Source organism: Pseudoroseomonas cervicalis (assembly GCF_030818485.1).
Lineage (GTDB): Bacteria > Pseudomonadota > Alphaproteobacteria > Acetobacterales > Acetobacteraceae > Pseudoroseomonas > Pseudoroseomonas cervicalis_A.
Window position 1 is genome coordinate 644,975 of record NZ_JAUTAJ010000004.1, and the last position, 22,115, is coordinate 667,089.

At 71.5% G+C, this 22,115-nt stretch carries 18 protein-coding genes and 2 pseudogenes; 8 read left to right on the plus strand and 12 right to left on the minus strand.

Translation table 11 applies throughout. From position 1 onward, the window contains the following. The first annotated feature begins 114 nt into the window (after positions 1–114). Positions 115–1,833 carry a thiamine pyrophosphate-dependent enzyme gene (locus tag QE401_RS06905; protein ID WP_307137510.1) on the plus strand — a complete coding sequence of 573 codons (1,719 nt, stop codon included), beginning with the start codon at positions 115–117 and terminating at the stop codon, positions 1,831–1,833. A 256-nt stretch (positions 1,834–2,089) separates the two neighbouring features. Here QE401_RS06905 and ggt read toward each other — a convergent pair whose 3' ends face one another. After that, positions 2,090–3,817 carry a gamma-glutamyltransferase gene (gene ggt / locus QE401_RS06910; RefSeq protein WP_307137511.1) on the minus strand — a complete coding sequence of 576 codons (1,728 nt, stop codon included), beginning with the start codon at positions 3,815–3,817 and terminating at the stop codon, positions 2,090–2,092. Positions 3,818–3,902: 85 nt separating this feature from the next. On the opposite strand from ggt, the gene QE401_RS06915 reads away from it, so the two are divergent. The 3 genes and pseudogenes from QE401_RS06915 to QE401_RS23075 form a co-directional block, all read left to right on the plus strand. Further along, positions 3,903–4,571, plus strand: a complete 669-nt coding sequence (locus tag QE401_RS06915) for a sulfite oxidase-like oxidoreductase (protein ID WP_307137512.1) — start codon at positions 3,903–3,905, stop codon at positions 4,569–4,571. Next, a pseudogene (locus QE401_RS23070) lies at positions 4,564–5,110 on the plus strand (glutathione peroxidase). The gene QE401_RS06915 and the pseudogene QE401_RS23070 overlap by 8 nt, the downstream one beginning before the upstream one ends. A 107-nt stretch (positions 5,111–5,217) precedes the next feature. After that, positions 5,218–5,595 (plus strand): annotated as a pseudogene (locus tag QE401_RS23075) (GNAT family N-acetyltransferase); the annotation flags it as partial. A gap of 131 nt (positions 5,596–5,726) precedes the next feature. Here the strand turns inward: QE401_RS23075 and parC are convergent. Then, entirely contained in the window at positions 5,727–7,964 is a 2,238-nt protein-coding gene (gene parC / locus QE401_RS06925) for a DNA topoisomerase IV subunit A (RefSeq protein WP_307137514.1), read from the minus strand. A 275-nt stretch (positions 7,965–8,239) separates the two neighbouring features. On the opposite strand from parC, the gene QE401_RS06930 reads away from it, so the two are divergent. Beyond that, positions 8,240–9,658 carry an Nramp family divalent metal transporter gene (locus QE401_RS06930; RefSeq protein WP_307137515.1) on the plus strand — a complete coding sequence of 473 codons (1,419 nt, stop codon included), beginning with the start codon at positions 8,240–8,242 and terminating at the stop codon, positions 9,656–9,658. Between the two features lie 34 nt (positions 9,659–9,692). Here the strand turns inward: QE401_RS06930 and QE401_RS06935 are convergent, their stop codons facing one another. The 7 genes from QE401_RS06935 to QE401_RS06965 all read right to left on the minus strand — a co-directional run bounded on the left by QE401_RS06935 (position 9,693) and on the right by QE401_RS06965 (position 15,238). Then, the gene (locus QE401_RS06935) at positions 9,693–10,250 is read right to left on the minus strand and encodes a DUF1003 domain-containing protein (protein ID WP_307137516.1); all 558 of its coding nucleotides are present in this window, start codon (positions 10,248–10,250) and stop codon (positions 9,693–9,695) included. After that, the gene (locus tag QE401_RS06940; protein ID WP_307137517.1) at positions 10,247–10,798 is read right to left on the minus strand and encodes a mismatch-specific DNA-glycosylase; all 552 of its coding nucleotides are present in this window, start codon (positions 10,796–10,798) and stop codon (positions 10,247–10,249) included. The genes QE401_RS06935 and QE401_RS06940 overlap by 4 nt, the downstream gene beginning before the upstream one ends. Then, positions 10,785–11,543: a DNA repair protein RecO gene (recO, locus tag QE401_RS06945; protein WP_307137518.1), complete on the minus strand. Its 759-nt coding sequence runs from the start codon at positions 11,541–11,543 to the stop codon at positions 10,785–10,787. Before recO ends, QE401_RS06940 begins: the two co-directional genes overlap by 14 nt. A gap of 84 nt (positions 11,544–11,627) precedes the next feature. Further along, on the minus strand, positions 11,628–12,587 hold the full coding sequence (gene era / locus QE401_RS06950) for a GTPase Era (protein ID WP_307137519.1): 960 nt from the start codon (positions 12,585–12,587) through the stop codon (positions 11,628–11,630). Between the two features lie 9 nt (positions 12,588–12,596). Beyond that, positions 12,597–13,301 carry a ribonuclease III gene (gene rnc / locus QE401_RS06955; protein ID WP_307137520.1) on the minus strand — a complete coding sequence of 235 codons (705 nt, stop codon included), beginning with the start codon at positions 13,299–13,301 and terminating at the stop codon, positions 12,597–12,599. 13 nt (positions 13,302–13,314) lie between these two features. Beyond that, positions 13,315–14,064, minus strand: coding sequence for a signal peptidase I (gene lepB, locus QE401_RS06960; protein WP_307137521.1), 750 nt, complete (start codon positions 14,062–14,064; stop codon positions 13,315–13,317). A 142-nt stretch (positions 14,065–14,206) separates the two neighbouring features. After that, positions 14,207–15,238, minus strand: coding sequence for an LLM class flavin-dependent oxidoreductase (locus QE401_RS06965; RefSeq protein WP_307137522.1), 1,032 nt, complete (start codon positions 15,236–15,238; stop codon positions 14,207–14,209). A gap of 139 nt (positions 15,239–15,377) precedes the next feature. Here QE401_RS06965 and QE401_RS06970 point away from each other — a divergent pair, with 139 nt between their 5' ends. Then, positions 15,378–16,100, plus strand: a complete 723-nt coding sequence (locus tag QE401_RS06970; RefSeq protein ID WP_307137523.1) for a hypothetical protein — start codon at positions 15,378–15,380, stop codon at positions 16,098–16,100. 6 nt (positions 16,101–16,106) lie between these two features. Here QE401_RS06970 and QE401_RS06975 read toward each other — a convergent pair whose 3' ends face one another. Next, positions 16,107–17,168, minus strand: coding sequence for a lysine-2,3-aminomutase-like protein (locus QE401_RS06975; RefSeq protein WP_307137524.1), 1,062 nt, complete (start codon positions 17,166–17,168; stop codon positions 16,107–16,109). 36 nt (positions 17,169–17,204) lie between these two features. On the opposite strand from QE401_RS06975, the gene epmA reads away from it, so the two are divergent. Next, a complete protein-coding gene (gene epmA / locus QE401_RS06980) occupies positions 17,205–18,272 on the plus strand; it encodes an EF-P lysine aminoacylase EpmA (RefSeq protein ID WP_307137525.1) in 1,068 nt (355 codons plus the stop codon). Positions 18,273–18,335: 63 nt separating this feature from the next. Here the strand turns inward: epmA and QE401_RS06985 are convergent, their stop codons facing one another. Continuing rightward, the gene (locus QE401_RS06985) at positions 18,336–19,073 is read right to left on the minus strand and encodes an arginyltransferase (RefSeq protein ID WP_307137526.1); all 738 of its coding nucleotides are present in this window, start codon (positions 19,071–19,073) and stop codon (positions 18,336–18,338) included. 132 nt (positions 19,074–19,205) lie between these two features. Then, positions 19,206–21,614: a penicillin acylase family protein gene (locus tag QE401_RS06990; RefSeq protein WP_307137527.1), complete on the minus strand. Its 2,409-nt coding sequence runs from the start codon at positions 21,612–21,614 to the stop codon at positions 19,206–19,208. Between the two features lie 75 nt (positions 21,615–21,689). Here QE401_RS06990 and QE401_RS06995 point away from each other — a divergent pair, with 75 nt between their 5' ends. Continuing rightward, on the plus strand, positions 21,690–22,055 hold the full coding sequence (locus QE401_RS06995; RefSeq protein ID WP_307137528.1) for a YraN family protein: 366 nt from the start codon (positions 21,690–21,692) through the stop codon (positions 22,053–22,055). The last annotated feature ends 60 nt before the right edge of the window (positions 22,056–22,115 follow it).

The window sequence follows — 22,115 nt, forward strand, 5'->3', positions numbered from 1 at the left end:
GCGAAACCCGCTGCGACGCGGCGCGAAGTGGCGGGAGAGGGGGTGGCCGGGCTGCGCGCCCTGGACTAACCTCCGCCCCCACTTGTCTGATGAATGACTGGGGAAATGTCGATGATGGACGGGATCACCAAGAGCGGCACCGGTGCCACCACCCTGGAGCCGCGCACGGGCGGCCAGCTGCTGGCCGATGCGCTGGTGGCCCAGGGCGTCACCCACGCCTTCTGCGTGCCGGGTGAATCCTATCTCGACCTGCTGGACGGGCTTTATGCCAACAGCGACAGGATCAACCTGACGACCTGCCGCTTCGAGGCGGGTGCTGTGAACATGGCCGAGGCCCATGCCAAGCTGACCGGGCGCGTGGGCGTGGCCCTCGTCACCCGCGGCCCCGGCGCCTGCCATGCCGCGATCGGCGTGCATGTCGCCATGCAGGACAGCACGCCGCTGGTGCTGATCGTCGGCCAGATCCCCTTCGCCGAGACCGACCGGGAGAGCTTCCAGGAGGTCGATTACCGCCGCATGTTCGGCTCGGTGGCGAAGTGGGTGACGCAGATCGACGACGCCGCCCGCATCCCCGAGCTGATGGCGCATGCCTTCGATGTCGCGACCTCCGGCCGCCCGGGCCCGGTGGTCGTCGCCATCTCCGAGGAGATGCAGAAGGTGCGCGTGCAGGTGCCGGATATCGGCCCGGCCGAGGTGGCGCCCGCCGCGCCCTCGCCCGCCGCGCTGCAGAAGATGCTCTCGATGCTGGAGGCCGCCGAGCGGCCCCTGGTGGTGCTCGGCGGCTCGCGCTGGAGCGAGGCGACCCGCCGCATCATCCGCGAATTCTGCGTCGCGCGCGACCTGCCGGTCGCCGTCGGCTTCCGCCGGCAGAGCCTGTATGACTGCACCCTGCCGAACTATGCCGGCGATCTCGGCGTCGGCGCCGATGCCGGGCTGGTCGCCAAGGCGAAGCAGGCCGACCTGATCCTGGCGCTCGGCACCCGCATCGGCGAGCCGGTGAGCCAGGGTTACACCCTGTTCGACATGGCCGGCCAGGGTGGCCAGAAGATCGTGCATGTCTATCCGGACCAGGCCGAGATCGGCCGCGTCTACCGCCCGGCGCTCGGCATCACCGCCGAGATCAACGCCTTCGCCGAGGCCCTGGCCCAGCTTCCGGCGGCCTCCGGCCCGGCGCGCTGGTCGGCCTGGACCAAGGAGGTGCACGCTGCCCGCGCGAAGCAGGCCGAGGCGCCGGATTATGCCGGCCCGCTGAACCTGGCGCGCGAGCTGCAGGCCCTGGAGAAGATCCTGCCCGCCGACACCATCTTCACCTGCGACGCCGGCAATTTCGCCACCTGGCCGAACCGCTTCATGCACATGACCGAGCAGCAGGAATTCCTGGGCCCGACCAATGGCGCCATGGGCTATGCCGTGCCGGCTGCGATCGGCGCCAAGATCAGCTTCCCCGACCGCACCGTCATCGGCCTGGTGGGCGATGGCGGCTTCCTGATGACGGGGCAGGAGATCGCGACGGCCTTCCAGGCCGAGGTCGCGCCGATCGTCATCGTCTTCAACAACGGCATGTACGGCACCATCCGCATGTATCAGGAGCGCGCCTATCCCGGCCGCGTTTCCGGCACCAGGCTGACCAACCCGGATTTCGCCAAGTTCGTCGAGAGCTTCGGCGGCCATGGCGAGACCGTGGAGAAGGATGGCGAGCTGGTGCCCGCCTTCCAGCGCGCGGTGGCCAGCGGCAAGCCGGCGGTGATCGAGGTGCGGGTGAACCCGGAGCAGGTGACCCACCGCGCCACGATCAGCGATCTGCGTGCGCAGGGGAATGTGAAGAAGCACTGAGTTTTTTGGGCTGCCGCCGTCCGGTGGGCGGCGGGGCGCGGCAATGGGGCCTGCGGGCTCCAGCAAGCGATGCGGGGCGGGACGGAAGTTCCGCCCCGTTTGCATGTGGGGGGGCAGCCGCAGCACGGGCCGGTGCACGGCACCACCCCTGGCCCGCCATGGCCAGCCAACGCCCCTGGACCAACGCCCCTGGGCCGAAGCGGCAGCCCCCCCGTGCCGCGACTCTCCTTTCGGCCCTGACCGGCAGCCGACAGAATCAATCCCCGAGCGCGATCCCCTCGCGGCGGGGGTCGGCGCCGCCCAACAGGCCCTGCGGCGTCATCATGATGGCCTGCAGGCCGGAGGGCATGGGCTTCACCTCCACACGGTGGCCGCGCGCCTGCAGCTCGCCGGCCAGCGTGTCGTCCTCCAGCTCCACGGCGCCACCCAGCGTGCCGATGCGGCGCAGCGACACGGCGGCCTGCGGGTCCAGCTTCCAGTCGAGCAGCCCGACCAGGGTCTGCGCCACATAGCCGATGATGCGCGCGCCGCCAGGGGAACCGACAGCGGCGTAAAAACGCCCCTCGGCATCGAAGACCAGGGTCGGCGCCATGGAGGAGCGCGGGCGTTTGCCGCTCTCCACCCGGTTGGCGACGGGGCGGCCATCGACCTCCGGGCGGAAGGAGAAATCGGTCAGCTCGTTGTTCAGCACGAAGCCGCGCACCATCAGCCTGGCGCCGAAAGCGTCCTCCACCGTGGTGGTCATGCTGAGCGCATTGCCCGCGGCATCGACGATGGAGAGGTGGCTGGTGCCGTGCTCCGGCTGCTCCGGCATCGGCGCCAGGCGGCCGGTCTGGCGCCAGTCGGGGTTGCCGGCGCGGGGGTTCGGGTTGGCGCGGTCGCGGTCCACCAGCTGCGCGCGCTGCCGCAGATAGGCCGCGTCGAGCAGGCCGCGCAGCGGCACCGGCGTCTTGTCGGCATCCGCCAGGTAGAGGTTGCGGTCGGCGAAGGCGAGGCGCCCGGCCTCGGCCAGCAGATGCGCCGCCTCCGGCCCGCGCGGGTCGAGCGCGGGCATCGGGAAATGCGCCAGCACGCCAAGGATCTGCCCCACCGCCACCCCGCCCGAGGAAGGCGGCGGGAAGCCGCAGACCCGGTACTCGCGATAGGGGGTGCAGACCGCCTCGCGCTGGCGCGGGCGGTAATTCGCCAGGTCGGCTTCGGTCATGCCATTGCCCTGGCCGCCATGGCGGGCGACGGCCGCCACGATCTCGGCGGCGATCGGGCCGCGCTGCAGCGCCGCCGCGCCCTCCGCCGCCAAAGCGCGCAGCGTCTGCGCCAGGGCCGGGTTCTTCAGCACATGGCCGGCGGGCAGGGGCTGGCCCTCCGGCGTCAGGAAATAGGCGGCCGCCGCCGGGTCGCGCCGCAGCCGCTCCACATCCGTGGCGATGGTGCTGGCCAGGCGGGGAGAGATCGGGAAACCCTCCTCGGCCAGGCGGATGGCGGCCTCGAACAGGCTAGCCCAGGGCAGGCGGCCCTCGGCGCGGTGGGCTTCCTCCAGCATCGGCATGACGCCGGGCACGCCGACGCTGCGGCCGGACAGCACCGCCTCATAGAAGGAGAGCGGCGTGCCATCGGGGCGCAGGAACAGGGAAGGGGTGGCGGCGTCCGGCGCCGTCTCCCGGCCATCCCAGGCGGCGAGCCGGTTCTGCGCCCTGTTCCAGTGCAGCAGCAGCGCGCCGCCGCCGATGCCGGAGGATTGCGGCTCCACCAGCGTCAGCACCGCCTGGGCGGCGATCGCCGCATCCACCGCCGAACCGCCGCGGCGCAGCGTGTCGCGCGCCGCCTCGGCCGCCAGCGGATGCGCCACCGCCACCATCTGCCGCTGGCCGCGCACCGGCTCGGTGGGGCGGCGCGCCGCATCGGGGGCGGAGGTCAGGTCCTGCGCGGCGACCGGCCCGGCCAGCGCGGCCAGCAGCGGGAGCAGGGGCAGCAGGGTGGTGCGCATGGGACAAGACTCCTCCGCTCGGATGGCCCAGGCTTGCATCCTGCGGCGCGCGCGTCACCTATGGGCAGGCGGAAGGAAAGAGCCGATGCAGGACGAGGATGGCAAGGAAGGCGGCGGCATCCGCCAGAAGCTGGTCGAGACCAAGCAGGCCTGGGCCCGCGCCGGCCGCCTGCTGACCGGCCAGCACGCAAGGCCCGAGGAGCAGCGCCTGCCCCCCGGCCAGCGCCGGGTGCATGATTTCCCGGTGCTCGACCTCGGCATCCAGCCCAACGTGCCGGAAGGCAGCTTCCGCCTGGTGCTGGACGGGCTGGTGGAGAATCCGGTGACGTTGGACTGGGCCGGCCTCACCGCCCTGCCGCAGGAGGATCGCGTCAACGACATCCACTGCGTCACCCAATGGTCGCGCTATTCCAACAGCTGGAACGGTGTCGCCGTGACCACGCTGCTCGAGCTGGCGCGGCCGCGGCCTGAGGCGAAATTCGTCAGCTTCGAAGCCTATGACGGCTACACCACCAATCTGACGCTGGAGGATTTCGCGCGGCCCGAGAACCTGCTGGCCCACAGCTGGGATGGTGAGCGCCTGACCCGCCAGCATGGCGGCCCGCTGCGCGTCGTGGTGCCACATCTGTATTTCTGGAAGAGCACCAAATGGGTGAAGCGCATCACCTTCCTGGCCGAGAACCGCCCCGGCTTCTGGGAGGTGCGCGGCTATCATGACCGGGGCGACCCGTGGATGGAGGAACGCTATGGCTGAACTCTCCCGCCGGGCCCTGCTCGGCGCGGCGCCGCTGCTGCTGGCAGCCCCCGGCCTGGCCCGCGCCGCCGATGCCGGCGGCCACGCCTTCCGCTTCGACAGCATCGAGGGCGGCGTCATCGACCTGGGCGAATGGCGCGGCAAGCCGGTGCTGGTGGTCAACACTGCCAGCTTCTGCGGCTTCGCCCCGCAATTCGCCGGCCTCCAGGCGCTGCACGAGCAGTACGGGCCGCGCGGGCTGCTGGTGCTGGGCGTGCCGTCCAACGACTTCAACCAGGAGCAGTCGGACAGCACCAGCATCAAGGATTTCTGCGAGGCGACCTTCGGCGTGGCCTTCCCGCTGGCCATGCCGGCCCATGTGAAGGGGCCACAGGCGCATCCCTTCTTCGCCTGGGCCGCGACGCAGGGCAGCGAGCCGCGCTGGAACTTCTTCAAGTACCTGGTCGGCCGCGACGGCCGCCCTGGCCCACTGGTTCCCGAGCCGCGTGGTGCCCGACAGCGCCGAGTTCCGCCGGGCGCTGGAGGCATCCCTGGCATGAGGGCCGAGTGGCGCCCGATGACGCCGGAAGACCTTCCGGCGGTGATGGCCATCGCCGACCGCGTGCATGCCGACTTCCCCGAGGACGCCGCCGTGCTGGCCGAGCGCCAGCGCCTGTTCCCCGCCGGCGCCTGGCTGCTGGAAGGGGAGGGCAGGGCGCTGGGCTATGCGCTCACCCACCCCTGGCACGCCATGCGCCCGCCGCCGCTGAACGAGCCGCTCGGCGCGCTGCCCGGGCAGCCCGGCTGCTACTACATCCACGATGTGGCGCTGCGGCCGGAGGCGCGCGGCCTGGGCGCGGCGGCGCGGCTGATGCCGCTGCTGGACCAGGCCGCCCGGGGCCTGCCGGAAATGGCGCTGGTCGCCGTGCATGGCTCGGTGCCCTTCTGGCAGCGGCACGGCTTCGCGGTGGTGGAGGCGCCAGCGCTGGCGGAGAAGCTGGCGAGCTATGGGGAGGACGCCCGGTATATGAAGAAGATCATTTAAGAATCTTCTTTTTCTGAAGAAAAAGAAGCAAAAAGACTTCTTTCAATTTGGCGTCCCGCCTATGGCCTGAGGCGGGACGCCAACGGATAAAAGTTTTTTGGTTCTTTTTTCCTAAAAAAGAACGGGGACTTCTACTCCCCGAACCTGTTCGCCCGCGGGAACCCGTTCGGCGGCTGCTTGCCCGCGCCGGCGCGGTTGCCGCGCCAGGTGGTCAGGTCCGTCTCCAGCCGCACCCGGTCGCCGATCTTCCAGGTCAGGCCCTCGCGCGCGCTGAACACCTTCACATCGGCCATGCCGCCATCCTTGTAGCCCTGCAGCGTCACGCCGCGGCCGCGCACCATCTCGGGCACCTGCTCCAGCGGGAAGACCAGCAGCTTGCGGTTCTCGCCGATGATGGCGACGGTGTCGCCCTCGGCCGGGATCAGCCGCGCGGCCTCCACCGGGCTGTCCACCAGCAGCACCTGCTTGCCGGTGCGCTTCTCCGCCGTCAGATCCTCGGACTTCACGACGAAGCCGCGCCCGTCGCTGGCCGCGACGAGGAACTTCTTCTCCGCCCGCCAGACGAACAGGCTGACCACCTCATCCTCATTGGTCAGGTCGACCATCAGCCGCACCGGCTGGCCATCGCCACGGCCGCGCGGAATGGTGTCGGCCTTCAGCGTGAAGCATTTGCCATTGGTGGCGAAGAGGCAGATGCGGTCGGTGGTCTCGGCATGCAGCGCGGCGCGCAGCCGGTCGCCTTCCTTGAACTTGTGCTCGGTCTCCGGCGGCAGGTGGCCCTTCACCGCGCGGATCCAGCCCTTCTCGGAGAGGATGACGGTGATCATCTCGCGCTCGACGAAGGCGCGCTCATCGATCACCACGGCGGCGGGGGCGGCATCCAGCGTGCTGCGGCGGCGGCCGATCTCGGTCTCCTCGCCGAAACGGGCGCGGGTGGCGGCGATCTCCTCGGCGATGCGCTTCCAGCGCTTGCCCTCGCTGCCGAGCAGCGCCTGCAGGGATTTCTGTTCCGCGCTGAGCTTCTTGTGCTCCTTGCGGATCTCCATCTCCTCCAGCTTGCGCAGGCTGCGCAGCCGCATGTTGAGGATGGCTTCCGCCTGCGTCTCGGTCAGATCGAAGCGCGCCATCAGCGCCGGCTTCGGGTGGTCCTCCTCGCGGATGATGCGGATCACCTCATCGAGGTTGAGATAGACGATGAGGTAACCCTCGAGGATCTCGAGGCGCCTTGCGATGGCGGCCAGGCGATGCTCGCTGCGGCGGACCAGCACCTCATGCCGGTGGTCCAGCCAGGCGCGCAGCACCTCGCGCAGCCCCATGACGCGCGGGGTGCGTGTCGCGTCCAGCACGTTCATGTTGAGCGGGAAGCGGGCCTCCAGCGCGGTGGCGCGGAACAGCGTCTCCATCAGCACGGCGGGCTCCACCGTGCGGCTCTTCGGCTCCAGCACGATGCGCACCACATCGGTGCTCTCGTCGCGCACATCGGCCAGCAGGGGGAGCTTCTTCTCCTCCATCAGCTGCGCGATCTGCTCGATCAGGCGAGATTTGGCGACCTGGTAGGGGATCTCGGTGACGATGATCTGCCAGGTGCCGTTCTTCAGCTTCTCCTCGGCCCAGCGGGCGCGGATGCGGAAGCCGCCGCGGCCGGTGGCATAGGCCTCGCGGATCGCCTCGGGGCTCTCCACCAGCACGCCGCCGGTCGGGAAATCCGGCCCCGGCATCACTGCCAGCAACGCGTCCAGCTCGGCCTTGGGGTTGTCGATCAGCGCCAAAGCGGCGGCACACAGCTCGCCCGCATTGTGCGGCGGGATCGAGGTCGCCATGCCCACCGCGATGCCGGCCGCGCCATTGGCCAGCAGGTTGGGGAAGGCGGCGGGCAGCACGATCGGCTCCTGCTCCTCGCCATCATAGGTGGCGCGGAAATCGACCGCGTTCTCCTCGATGCCTTCCAGCATCGCCTTGGCGATCTCGGTCAGCCGCGCCTCGGTGTAGCGCATGGCCGCGGCGTTATCGCCGTCGATATTGCCGAAATTGCCCTGGCCCTCGACCAGCGGGTAGCGCGCGGCGAATTCCTGGGCGAGCCGCACCATGGCGTCGTAGATCGCCGCGTCGCCATGCGGGTGATACTTGCCCATCACGTCGCCCACGATGCGGGCGCATTTCTTGAAGCCCGCCGCCGGGTCCAGCCGCAGCTGGTGCATGGCCCAGAGCAGCCGGCGATGCACCGGCTTCAGCCCGTCCCGCACATCCGGCAGGGAGCGCGCCGTGATGGTGGACATGGCATAGGCCAGGTAGCGCTCGGACAGGGCGTCGGCCAGATGCGTCGGCCTCACTTCCCCGCCTTCGGGCAGCGTCGTCAGATCGTCGGGCATGGCGGACCTCCAGGCAGTCGCTTGGCGCGGATCAGGGGCGGGCTAGCGCAGCGCGGGCCGCGGCGCCAGGGGAAGGATAAGGCCGCGACCGCCGCGCCGGCCCCGGATGGCGCCGATGTCGTGAACATAAAGCGAACAAACCCGCGCCGCAACCGCATCACGAGACCGCCAGCCCGGCCCGGGGCGGGGTGACGCCCCCCGCGGGCTCTGGCCATAGTCGTCGGACAACCGCCGCAAACCTCAAAAACCAGCGGCAACCGGGAGTATGGACAGGAATGAGCGCCTATACTGAGGCCGTCGCGCACCGGGAGGTGGCGGCGCCGGAGGATCCCTATCGCCTGACGCAGGACGGCATCCTGGAGCCGCCGGAAGGCTGGCGGCACTCGCTGCGGCATCTCGGCCCGGGGCTGATCCTCAGCGCCTCCATCGTGGGTTCCGGCGAGCTGATCGTCACCACCACCCTCGGCGCCACGGTGGGTTTCGCGCTGCTGTGGATGGTCATCTTCAGCACCTTCGTGAAGGTCGCGGTGCAGGTGGAGCTGGCGCGCTGGTGCATCTCCACCGGCCAGCCGGCGCTGACCGGCTACAACAAGGTGGGCCCCCGCCTCGGCGGGCTGGGCTGGATCAACTGGCTCTGGGCGCTGATGGCGCTGTCCAAGGTGCTGCAGATGGGCGGCGTGGTGGGCGGCACGGCGCTGGCCATGAGCATCCTGCTGCCGATCGGCGGCGCGCCGCTCGGCGGCACCTCGCTCACCATCTGGACGGCGATCGTCACCTTCGGCTCGATCGCGCTGCTCTACAGCAACAAATACAGCCGCATCGAGCGCGGCGCCGGCATCCTGGTGGTGGTGTTCTCCTTCATCACCATCGGCATCGCTCTCGGCCTGCCCTTCACCCCTTACGCCTATTCGATGCAGGATATCGGCAGCGGGTTGTCGCTGGCGATCCCGGCGGGCGCCATCGGCGCCGCCATCGCCATGTTCGGCATCACCGGCGTCGGCGCCGATGAGCTAACCTTCTACACCTACTGGTGCATCGAGAAGGGCTATGCCCGCCATGTCGGCCCGAATGACGGCAGCGAGGCCTGGCAGCGCCGCGCCCGCGGCTGGATCCGCGTTATGTACAAGGACGCCTTCCTGTCCTGGGTGATCTACACCTTCGGCACCATCGCCTTCTTCATCATGGGCGCCGCCGTGCTGCACCCGCAGGGCGTGGTGCCGCAGGGCAATGAGATGATCACGGCGCTGTCGCGCATGTACACCGACACGCTGGGCGAATGGGCCGGGCTGCTGTTCCTGGTGGGCGCGGTGGTGGTGCTGGGCTCCACCCTCTGGGCCGCGGTGCCGAGCTGGTCGCGCATGTATGTCAACCTGCTGGCCGAGCTGAAGGTGCTGGACTGGCACGACACCGCGGCGCGGCTGCGCTGGATCCGCCTCTTCACCATCGGCCTGCCGCTGGTCTGGGGGCTGGCCTATCTCTTCGTCCGCTCGCCGGTGGTGATGGTGCAGATCGGCGGCGTCGCCACCGGCATCTTCCTGCTGGCCGTGGTGGTCGCCGTCTGGCACCTGCGCCGGACCGAGACCGATCCGCGCCTCTATGGCGGCGGGCTGTTCAACGCGCTGCTGGTGGTCAGCAGCATCGCCATCGTGCTGCTCGGGATCTACACCGGGCTGGCGGCGTTCAAGCTGGTCTGAGGCCGGGCGGGGGCGGGCCGCGCTCGCGGCGCCCTCAGCCGCGCCTTGCCTGCTCCAGCAGGCTGGTCAGCAGCTCGATCTGCTTCTGCTGCTGGGCCAGCAGCGCGCCCATCTGCTCGGCGCGCAGCCGGTCCAGCTTCTCATGCAGCGCCATGATCTCGATCTCGGCCTTCAGGTTGACCTCGTAATCATGCGCCGCCACCAGCCGGTCCTTCGCCGCCTGGCGGTTCTGGCTCATCATGATGATCGGCGCCTGCAGCGCCGCGATCATCGACAGCAGCAGGTTCAGGAAGACGAAGGGGTAGGGGTCGAAGGGCCGGCTCAGCAGCCAGGCATTGGCGCCCGTCCACAACAGCAGCAGCGCGATGCAGAGCAGGATGAAGCTCCAAGAGCCGCCGAAGCTCGCCACCCGGTCGGCGATGCGGTCGCCGAAGCTCAGCTTCTCGGCGAAGGCCTCGTTGGTGTCCTGGCTGAGCGGCTTGCGCTCCAGCGCCCGGCAGAGCGCGCGGTGCTCGGCTTCCGAGAGGTCGGAATCCTGGCCGAACCAGCGGATCGCCAGCTCGCGGAAATCGGGGGTGGGCTGATCGCTCATGCGGGGCCTTCGAGGGGCTGCGGCGGCGGGGGCTCGGCGCGGAACCAGGCACCCAGGGCGTGCCAGGGCCGCTCATCCCAGAAGCTGGTCGCCAGGCCGGAGGTCGAGGGCAGGATCCAGATCTCCGGGAAGCCCGGCGGGCCGGGATGCGGCCCGTAGGACAGGCTGGCGGTGCGGGTCCGGAGGAAGGCCGCCGCCGGCGCCTTTGCGGTGAAGGCGACCGCCCTCGGCCGGACCGCGCGGATCCGCGCCTCGAACCCCACCGGATCATAGGCGCCCGGCGGCAGTTCGGAATCATTGCCGAAGCTGTGCTTGGCCATGTCGGTAAGGCCGATCCGGTAGCGCAGCAGCGTGCGGAACTCGCTGGGCTGCAATTGCCGCTCGGTCAGCCCGGCGCTGGCCAGGATGCGCCAGAACTTGTTGCCCGGATGCGCGTAATAGGCGCCGACCGCGGCCGCCCGCTTGCTGGGGGCGGAGCCGCAGAAGACCAGCCGCAGCCCGGGCTCCAGCAGGTCGGGCAGGATATGGGTCGGGTCAGGGGGCAGCATCGGGCCTCGGTTCCGCCGGCAGCAGCGTGGCGATGCGCGACACCAGCCGTTCCCGCGCCGGCGGCAAGGGGCGGTTGCGGGCGCCGAAGGCATCGCGCTCCAGGAAATGACCCGTCAGGCGCAGCCCCTTCAGCCATTCCGCCGCGTCGCGCTCATCCTGGCCGCCCAGCAGGAACAGCGGCAGCGGCAGCAGCCGGTCCCGATAGGGTGCCGCGGCCTCCGCCGAGACGGCGCGGCCGCTGCGCGGCGAGACATGGGTCAGCTCCTCGGTCGCGCCGGTGACGGCGCAGACGGAAAGATCGAGGCCATAGCCGAGGCCCTCCAGCAGCAGCGCCTCCCAGCGGACATAGTCGGCGAGCAGGGCCGGGGCGCCGCGGCCGAGCTGCGCCATCAGCGCCAGCAGGCCGGAGAACAGGCGCGGCTGCGCCTCGCGCTCCGGCAGCGCGTCGGCGGCCAGCGCGCAGGCCGATTGCAGCAGCGCCAGGGTCAGCGGCTCATCCAGCGCCAGGGCGGCGGTCGGGTGCACCATCTCGCCGGAAAGGCTGCCGAGCTGCTCGGCCAGCCTGCCGCGCCAGCGCACCTCGACCAGATTGCCCGGCTGCCACAGCCCGGATTGCGCGCGGGAGGCGCCGCCATGCACCAGCCCGGCATGCCGGCCGTGTTCCTCGGTGAGGACGGAGACCACCGCCGCGCCCTCGCCATGCGGGCGGGCCTCCAGCACGATGGCGGGGGCCTGCCATTCCATCAGCCGGGATTGAGGGGGCTCTGCCCCCTCAAACTCCCCCGGCAGGGGACAGGGTCCCCTGCACCCGCCATCAGGGGGGAAACCTCAGCCGGCATCATCCAGGCCGATGGCGCGCAGCCGGGCGCGCTCCTCATCCCAGCCCTGGCGTTCCTTGACGTTCAGGAACAGGTGGACGCGGCGCTCCAGCAGATTCTCCAGCTCCATGCGGGCGCGCTGGCCGATGGCGCGCACCTTGGCGCCGCCATCGCCGATCAGGATCGCCTTCTGCGTGGCGCGGCCGACATAGATGGTGCAGTCGATGCGCACCGAGCCGTCGCGCCGCTCCTGCCACTGCTCGGTCTCCACCGTGGTGTGGTGCGGCACCTCCTGGTGGGTCTGGCGCAGGATCTGCTCGCGCACGATCTCGGCCGCCAGCATGCGGTCCGGCAGGTCGGAAAGCTCATCCTCCGGGAACAGCCAGGGGCCTTCCGGCAGGCGCTTGCCCAGCGCCGTCATCATGCGCTCCAGCCCGTCGCCCTTCTCGGCGGAGATCATGAAGGTCTCCTCGAAGGACAATTGCTCGTTCAGGCTGGCGGTCAGCGGCAGCAGCTTCTTGGTGTCGATCAGGTCCGACTTGTTCAGCACCAGCCAGATCGGCACGCGCGAGCGCTTCAGCACCGAGATGATGGATTCCACCGCCTCGGTCATGCCGGCGCGGGAATCAACGATCAGCAGGGCGAGATCGGCATCCTGCGCGCCCTCCCAGGCGGCGGCGACCATGGCGCGGTCCAGCCGCCGGCGGGGCGAGAAGATGCCCGGCGTGTCGGTCAGCACGATCTGCGTCCGCTCCTGCATCACCACGGCGCGGATGCGGAAGCGGGTGGTCTGCGGCTTGGGCGAGACGATGCTGACCTTGGCGCCGGCCAGCCGGTTCACCAGGGTGGATTTGCCGGCATTGGGCGCGCCCACCACGGCCACCAGGCCGCAGCGGGTCGGGCCCAGGGACGCGTCCTGTTCCGGGGTCGGCGCGGGCTGGCCAGGGGGGGGAGGGGTCTCGTCACTCATCTCATCAGTTCACTTGGTGTCGCCGAGCCCGGCCAGCCAGGCCTCGGCGGCCGCCTGCTCGGCGGCGCGTTTGGATTCGCCCTGGCCCTCGGCCTCGCGCCCGCCGGCGCGCACGGCGACGACGAAGACGGGCTGGTGCGACGGGCCGGTGACCGAGACCTGCCGGTATTCCGGCAGCCCCTCGGCGCGGCCCAGCGTGTGCTCCTGCAGCCGGCTCTTGGCGGACATGGGCGGCGTCGGGTCGGCGGCGACGAACTCCGCCCATTCGCGGCGGATGAAGCGGCGCGGCACCTCGAGCCCGGCATCGAGATAGAGCGCGCCGATCAGCGCCTCGGTCGCGTCGGCGATGACGGTGGCGCGGCTGCGCAGGCCGGTGCGGCCCTCGGCCGGGGGGACGCGCAGCATGGCCGGCAGGCCGATCGCCTCGCCCACCTTGGCCAGGGTCTCGGCGGCGACGAGGACGGAGAGCCGCTTGCCCAGCGCCCCCTCGCGCTCGGAGGGGAAGCGCTCGGACAGCCATTCGGCCATCACCAGCGCCAGCACGCGGTCGCCCAGGAATTCCAGCCGCTCGTTGGAATCGAGCATGTCGCGCCGGGGGTTGGCGGCGGAGCGATGCGTCAGCGCCTGCTCCAGCAGGGCGGGGTTGCCGAAGTGATGGCCGAGGCGGGACAGGAAGCCAGCCCCGGCTGGCGCGGCGGGACCGGGTTTGCTCATGCCCCGAAACCCCTCACCGCACCGCCGAGAACAGGCGGCCCCAGCGGATCGAGAAGGGCCAGTCCCACACCGCCCACCAGGGCGAGCTGTCATCCTTGCTGAAGAACAGGAATTCGGCGCGGCCGACCAGGTTCTCCACCGGCACGAAGCCCACCGCGTTCATCTCGCGGCTGTCGAGGCTGTTGTCGCGATTGTCGCCCATGGCGAAGACATGGCCCTGGGGCACGACGAATTCCTGGGTGTTGTCATAGGGGCCGTCATCCGAGGCCTCCAGGATCTCGTGCCGCACCACCTGGTTCCCGGTGCTGGCGGGCAGCGTCTCGCGATAGCGGCGCACCGTCATGCGCGGCCCGTCGCCCTCGACCGTGTAGAGGCCGAGGCTCTCGCGCTGCACCTCCTGGCCGTTCAGGAACAGCCGGCCGGCGCGCATCTGCACGCGGTCGCCGGGCAGGCCGATGATGCGCTTGATGTAGTCGGTGCTGTTGTCGCGCGGATACTTGAACACGGCGACATCGCCGCGCGCCGGCAGCGAGCCGAAGATCCGCCCGTCGAACAGGTTCGGGCTGAAGGGCATGGAGTGCCGCGAATAGCCATAGGCGTATTTCGACACGAACAGGTAATCGCCCACCAGCAGCGTCGGGATCATGCTGCCGGAGGGGATGTTGAAGGGCTCGAAGGCCACGGTGCGCACGCCGACGGCGATCAGCCCGGCATACAGGATGGTCTTGATGCTTTCGGCCCAGCCGCCGGATTTCTTGCTCATCGGGAGTTTTGCGCGTGGCTCCGCTGCGGTTCGCCGCGCCAGTCGCCGCGACCCGGTGGTGGGGTAGAGCCCGGCGCGGCCCTGGATGTCAAGGAAAGCACGGGCAGGGCGGCCCCGCGCCGGCGGGGGGACGGAGCGCGCGTCACGCCGCGTCGCGCTGGCCGTCGAGGCCGAAGGCCGCGGCCAGCAGCGTCACCGATTGCCGGCGCGCTTCCGGCTCGTGCACCGGCGTCAGCACCGCCAGCTCCTGCACGCCGAGCCGGCCGGCCAGCGCGGTGAGCTTCTCCGCCACCTGCTCCGGCGTGCCGATCAGCGCGGCCTGCCGCATGCGCTCCAGCCGCGCCCGCTCGGCCTCGCTGGCGGGGTAGGCCGCGGCCTCCTCCGGGCTCGGCAGCGGCGGGTAGATGCCGCGGTCGCGGGAGAGGCGCCAGACGGCGCGGGAGGAGAAGAGCCGCGCCGCCTCGGCCTCGGTCGGCGCGCAGAGGGCGAAGACGGCCAGCGCCGCATGCGGGGCGGGAAGCCTGCCGGCCTCGGCGCGGAAGCGCGCCTGGTAGGTGGCGATCGCCTCCTCGGCGCCGGCGCCATCGGTGATGAAATGCGCGAAGCAATAAGGCAGGCCGAGCCAGCCGGCGAGCTGCGCGCCGTAATCCGAGCTGCCGAGCAGCCAGGGCTCGGGCCGCGTCGGCACCTCGGGCTGGGCGCGGATGGCGGCGAAGGGGTGGTCCACCGGCAGCCCGTCGCCCAGCCAGCCCAGCAGCTCCTGCACCTGGGCGGGGAAGCGGTCCTCCGCCATGCGGGCGGCGGCGGGGTTCAGCGCATAGGCGGTGCGCCCGTCGCTGCCCGGCGCGCGGCCGAGGCCGAGATCGATCCGCCCGGGCGCGATCGCCTCCAGCACGCGGAACTGCTCCGCCACCTTCAGGGGCGCGTAGTGCGGCAGCATCACCCCGGCCGAGCCCACGCGGATGCGGCTGGTGGTGGCGGCGATGGCGGCGATCAGGATCTCCGGCGCGCTGCCGGCATGGCTCTGGCTGTTGTGGTGCTCGGCCAGCCAGTAGCGGGCATAGCCCAGCCGGTCGGCCAGCCGGGCCAGCGCCAGGGTCTCGCGGATCGCCGCATCGGCGCCGCGTCCGCTGGCGATGGTGGACTGGTCGAGGATGGAAAGGGCGAGGGCCATGCGGCCAGCCTACACCAGCGCGCCGCCCTGGCCAGGGGGGCGGCCGGCGCCGGCGCCCGCCACGGAATGACGCAGCTGTGATGCGCCATTTCACCGCGCATCGGAAAATCTGGCCGGGCTTCCATCACGGGTCCCGACGATGCTGTTCGCCTTCTGCGGCTCTTCCAGCGTGCGCCAGTTCTACCGCGATTTTCCCGGCACCTTCTCGGTCACCGCCTTCTCCGGCGCCACCATCAAGGGGCTGATGCAGAAGAATTCCGGCATCGGCCATGGCCGGCTGATCCGCCACATCGCCCGCGCGCCGCAGAAGAAGGCGCTGTTCCTGATGCTGGGCAATGCCGATCTCGACTTCACCTACTACCGCAATTTCTGCCAGGAGATGCGGATCGACGAGGCGGATTTCTTCGGCAGCCGCGTCACCATCTACAGCGCCTTCCTGCAGCACATCCTGAACGAGGATGCCGAGGCCGGGGAGATCGAGGTGCTGGGCGTGCTGGCGCCGCAGCTCTGCCCGCTGCGCGACGAGGTCATCCCGGCCGTCATCGCCGCCCATACCGGGGTGCCCGAGGCGCGGGTGCGCGAGGCGGGCCGGCATCTCGACCTGTCGCACGCCGCGCGGCTCGCGCGCACGCTGCGCTTCAACGACCTGCTGGAGGCGGGGCTGCCGCGCCACCCCAAGCTGCGGCTGCTCCGCATCGACCGCATGATGCTGGAAGCCGACGGGAAGCTGGCCGCGCCCTTCTTCCCCGGCCACCCGCATGAACACCATGCCGCCAAGGGCGAGACCTTCCGCTGCTGGCGGCAGATCCTGGCCGAGCATGTGCCGCCCTACGCGCCGCGCAAGCCGGCCGCCGCCGCCTGAGCCGCCTCAGCCGGGGTGGCGCTGCGCCACCCCGTCCAGCGGGCCTTCCACCAGCCAGTCGCGGCCCTCGGCCCTGGCGAAATCCGGCCCCAGCGGCGCCTTGCCGGCGCCGCCGGGCAGGTCCAGCACATAGGCCGGCCAGGCCAGGCCGGTGAGCTGGCCGCGCAGCGCGCGCAGGATGGCGCGGCCCTCCTCGATCGGCACCTCGAAGCGGGCGGTGCCGGGGGCGCGGTCCAGCTGATGCAGGTAATAGGGCTTCACCTGCGCCGCCAGCATGGCGCGGAACAGGGCGGCCAGGGCGTCCGCGCTGTCATTCACCCCGCGCAGCAGCACCGACTGGCCGAGCAGCGCGACGCCCGCGCGGCGCAGCCGGGTCAGCGCCGCGCGCGCCTCGCCTGAGAATTCGCGGGCGTGATTGGCATGCACGCAGAGGAACAGCGCCTTCTGGGTGGCGGCCAGCATGTCCGCCAGCGCCGGCGTGATCCGCTCCGGCGCCGAGACCGGCACGCGGGAATGCAGCCGGATGATGTCGAGATGCGGAATGGAAGAGAGCCGCGCCAGGATGCGCTCCAGCCGCCGCGGCGAGAGCATCAGCGGGTCGCCGCCGGTCAGGATCGCCTCGCGCACCGTGGGGGTGGCGGCGAACCAGTCCAGCGCCGCCTCCAGCTCCGGCTCGGAGAGCAGCCCGCCATCGGGGCCCACCACCTCGCGCCGGAAGCAGAAGCGGCAATAGACCGGGCAGGCCAGCAGCGGCTTCAGCAGCGCCCGGTCGGGGTAGCGGTGCACCACGCCCTTCACCGGCGTGAAGGGGGCGTCGCTGGTCGGGTCGCTGCGCTCGCGCGCCAGCGTCACCAGCTCGGCCGGGTCGGGGACATATTGCCGGGCGATCGGGTCGGCCGGGTCGGCGCGGTCGATCAGCGCCTGCACCGAAGGGGTCAGGGCGATGGCATAGACCTGCTGCAGCGCCTGCAGCGCCGGCAGATCGGAAGCGGGCGCCAGCCCGGCCTCGACCAGCGCGGCGGCGTCGCGCAGGGTGCGGGGCTTCAAGCGGGGCGTTCCGTCGGGCATGGTCGCGCGCTTACGCCCGGAGAGCCCCGCGCCGCAATGCCCGATCCATCCCCGCATGGCACCCAGACCGGTGGCGAAGACGCCCTGCCGCCCTGGCATCCCGCCCGGCTGGCGGCGCGGCTGCCGCATCTGCGCGCCCGCGCCCGGCTGATGGCCGAGACCCGCCGCTTCTTCGGCGCGCGCGGCTATACCGAGGTGGAGACACCCTGCCTGGTGCCGGCGCCGGGCATGGAGGTGCATCTGGCCGCCTTCCGCAGCGAGTTCCGGCCGATGCTGGGCGATGGCGGCTTCCCGCTCTGGCTGCGCACCTCGCCGGAGCTGTCGATCAAGCGGCTGCTGGCCGGCGGCGCCGGGCCGGTCTTCGAGCTGGCCCGCGTCTGGCGCAATGGCGAGGTCAGCCCGCGCCACGCCCCCGAATTCACCATGCTGGAATGGTACCGCCCCGGCGCCGATCTGGACTCGCTGATGGCGGAGACCGAGGCCTATCTGCGCGCCCTGCTGCCGCCACGCGTGCGCTGGGACGGGGTGGAGACCGACCTGACCCGGCCCTTCGAACGCCTGACCGTCGCCGACGCCTTCTTCCGGTTCTGCGGCGGCCTCGACATCCTGGCCACCGAGGGCGGCACGGCCGCGCTGCACCAGGCCGCCCGCGCCGCCGGCTTCACCCCGCGCGAGAGCGAGAACTGGGAGGATCTTTTCTTCCGGCTGCTGCTGGAGCGGGTGGAGCCGCGGCTCGGGCGGGATCGGGCGACCTTCCTGACGCATTGGCCGGCGCCCCAGGCGGCGCTGGCGCGGCGCGACCCGGCCGATCCGCGCGCGGCGCTGCGCTTCGAGCTGTTCGTCGCCGGGATCGAGCTGGCCAATGCCTTCGACGAGCTGACGGATGCCGCCGAGCAGGCCACGCGCTTCGCCCAGGATGTCGCCGAGCGCGAGCGGCTCTATGGCGAGGGCTGGCCGGTGGATGAGGATTTCCTGGCGGCACTGCGCCATGGCATGCCCGCCACCGCCGGCATCGCGCTGGGCTTCGACCGGCTGGTGCTGCTGGCGACGGGGGCTTCGAGCGTCGCGGAGACGCTGTGGCTGGGCGGGTTTCCGTACGAATAGGGCATCTTGAGGGGGCTTTGCCCCCTCGCCCCCAGCAGGGGACAGGGTCCCCTGCACCCGCCTTCAGGGCACCAGCGCCTCGACATTCAGCGGGCGCCACTGGCCGCCGGTGAGGATCTCGCTGGGGCGGAAGCGGGCCTTGTAGGCCATCTTGCGGCTCTGCGGCACCCAATAGCCCAGATAGACATAGGGCAGGCCGAGGGTGACGGCGCGCTCGACCAGCCAGAGCACCGCATGGGTGCCGAGGGAGCGTTTCTCCGCCTCGGGGTCGTAGAAGGAGTAGACGGCGGAGAGGCCATCGCTCAGCCAGTCGGTCAGGCAGGCACCAAAGAGGCGGCCGCCGGCATCGCGGAACTCGATCAGCCCGGTGGTGATCGGCGTGTCCTCGACCATGGCGCGGTAGTCGTAGAAGCCCATCGCCGCCATGTCGCCATCCTGGTGGCGGGCGCGCTGGTAGCGCTGGAACAGGGCGAACTGCTCGGCAGTGGCGCGGGCCGGCACGGTTTCCCCGACCAGGTCGGCATTGCTGCGGGCGATGCGGCGCTGGGTGCGGTCGGGCTGGAAGCGGCTGGCGTCGATGCGGATCGGGATGCAGGCGTGGCAGCCCGGGCAGACCGGCGAGTAGGCGATGTTGTGGCTGCGGCGGAAGCCGGCGCGGGAGAGCCGGTCATGCAGCGGCTCGGCCTCGGGCCCGGTCAGCTCCGTGACGATCTTGCGTTCCGTCCGGCCCGCCAGATAGGGGCAGGGGAGGGGCGCGGTCGTGTAGAAGAATTGCGGGCGGCGGGCGGAACGGTGGAGCATCGCTGTGCCTAGTTTCCCTGCCCAACGCGCCCAACGCAATGCCGTTCCAGCATGCTTTCTGATGGCGGGGTCCGGGGGACCCTGTCCCCCCGGCCGGAGGGTGTGGGAGGGCGGAGCCCTCCCACGGAGTCCTCAGCGCGGCGCCAGCACCAGCCTTGGGCTGCCCGCCGCATCCCCCACCGCGCCGAGCCGCAGCAGCAGCTCGCCATTCTCCGCCTGCCCGGCCCAGAGCCGCAGCTGATCCCCCCAATGGCGGGAGAGCGGATGGCCCGACTGCCCGCTGCCGATCACCGCCCAGATGCCCTCGGGCGAGGCGAGATCGGCCACCAGCCGCAGCCCCGGCCCATGCACCTGCGCGAAGCCGGCGCCGGCCATGCCGCCGCGATTGACCGTGTGCTCATCGCCCGGGCTGGCGATGACCAGCCCGGTCAGGTCGCGCAGGAGGGGGATGAAGCGCAGCAGCGGGTGTTCGAAGCGCGCCTGATGGGCATCGCCCCAGCGCCAGGCGGTGGGGTCGGGGCCGTGGGCCTGGCTGAGCTGCTCCACCGCCTGACGCAGGGCGGTGGCGATCAGCGCGTGGCAGGCGCCGCCCTCGGCGAAGGGGGCGGTGGCGGGGGCGGGGCCTTCCTGGGCCGGGCGGCACCAATGGGCGCCGCGCCCATCGGGGGCCAGCACGAAGCGCAGGAATTCGCCGGTGGCGGGCCAGGCGCCCTCCGGCACGCCGCCATTGGCCAGCGCCAGCCGCGCGGCGATCGGCCACCAGGCGTTGAAGATCAGCGGCTGCGGGCGGTCGATGGCCATATCGCCCTCCCAGGCCAGCAGCAGGTCGCGCGCCACCCCGGCCGGGCCCTGCGGCCGGGCGATGCCGCGCAGCGCCGGCAGCATCTCGCGCGCGAAAAGGCTGGTGGCGTCGCGCTGGATCATCGCCATGTCGCCGGCATCCTGGCGCGGGCGCTGGGCCAGCAATTCGTGGATGCGCTGGAAGCGCCAATCGCCATACCAGTCGCGGCCGAGGAAGGGCGTGTCGCCCTCGCGCGGCTGCATGCGGTTGTTGGCGTTCACCAGCACGCCGCCGGAGGGGTTCTCGGCATGCGGCAGGGCGTCGAAGGGCACGAAGCCCGTCCAGTCATGGCTGCCATCCCAGCCCGGGGCGGGCAGGCTGCCATCGCCGGCGCGGCGGATGGGGGTGCGGCCGGTCAGGTAGAGGGCGATGCCGCCGGCACCCTCGGCCACCATCAGGTTCTGCGGCGGCGAGGTGATGAGCGCGGCGGCGGCGCGCGCCTCCGCCAGCGTGCGGGCACGGTTCAGCGCCAGCAGGCCGGCGGCGGCGGTGTCGCCCGGCTCCAGATTGGCCATGCGCACCGCCAGCGCCATGCCGGCTTGGGTGCCCGGCTCCAGGTCGCTGAGCACCGGGCCGTGCCGCGTCTCCCGCACGCGCAGCGTCTGCGGCTCCTGGCCGCGGATGCGGATGATCTCCTCGCGCGTGTTGAAGGGGCGCGGGCCGTCCGGGGTCTCATAGCCATCCGCGCCGGCCAGCCGCTCCAGGAACAGATCCTGGGTGTCGGAATGGGTGGTGGTGAAGCCCCAGGCCAGCGATTCATTGCGGCCGATCACCATCATCGGCACGCCGGGGGAGGTGGCGCCGGCCAGGAAGCGCCCCTCCGGCAGCTCGATGCGGGCGAGGTACCAGAGCACCGGCGCGCCGAAGCCCAGATGCGGGTCGGAGGCCAGCAGCGCCGCCTGGCTTTCCGAGCGCGCCGGCGCCACCGCCCAGGCGTTGGAGGCGATGTTGGGCAGTGGCGCATCCTGCGGGAAGCGCGGCACCTGCGCCGCCAGCCGGTCCAGCCAATTGGCATCCAGCATGGCGCGGCGGTCGGGCAGGCCGGGGCTGTCATCCTGCGGCCAGAGCTCGGCCAGGCGCTCGGGCGCGAGGCGCGCCGCGAGGCGGCCGCGATCGAGCTCGGTGCGCCAGTTGTTGGACAGCCACAGCCCCATGGTCTTGGCCCAGAGCAGGGAATGCCAGGGCTCCCAGCGCTCCGGCGCGCCGAGCAGGATGAATTCCGGCGCTGCCAGCAGGCCGCGCGCCTCGATCCAGGCATTCACCCCGCCGGCATAGGCCTCCAGCACCGCGCGGGCCTCCTGCGGCAGGGCAGCGTAATCGGCCTCCGCCCGCTGGCGCAGGCCGAGGGTGCGGGTCATGCGGTCGAGGCGCAAAGCGGCGGGGCCGGCGATCTCGGCCAGCCGGCCGGAGGCGTTGCGGCGCATCAGCTCCATCTGGAACATGCGGTCGCGCGCATGCAGCCAGCCCAGCGCCCGCGCCGCATCCTGCTCACTGGCCGCGGTGATGCGCGGGATGCCATGCGCGTCCTCGGCGATGCTGACCTCCGCCGAGAGGCCGGGCAGGGCGAGCCGCCCCTCCCGCACCGGCAGGCTGGCCCAGAGCAGGCCGCCAATGCCGGCCACGACCAGCAGCAGGAGGAGCGTGGCGGTGATCAGGCCACGGGCGAGGAAGCGGCGCAGCCGGCCGGGGCGTTTCTGCATGCTGCTGATCTAGGATGAAAGCGCGCTGGCGGGCAGCCTGTTCCGCATGACATCTTCGGCGGAGGGGAGAGCCGCATGCAGCGCGAGGCCGCCGAGGCCAGGGGCCGCCGGGCCGAGGAGAAGGTGGCGGCGCGGCTGGCGGCGGAGGGCTGGTCGGTGCTGGCGCGGCGCCACCGGGCACCGGGCGGCGAGATCGACCTGATCGCCGAGCGCGACGGGCTGCTGGCCTTCATCGAGGTGAAGGCGCGGCCGAGCCTGGCCGAGGCGGCGCTCTCCCTCTCGGCCCGGCAGCGGGCGCGGCTGCTGGAGGGGGCGGCGCACTGGCTGGCCGCGCATCCCGGCCATGGCGCGGCGGGCATGCGCTTCGATATTGTCCTGGTCGATGAAAGCGGCGCGATGCGGCGGATCGCCGATGCCTTCCGGATCGGCGACGGCGCCTAGGAGGAGAATCTCCCGCCCTCCGATGCCCTGATGGCGGCCCCCGCGCCGAGCCCGGCTGTC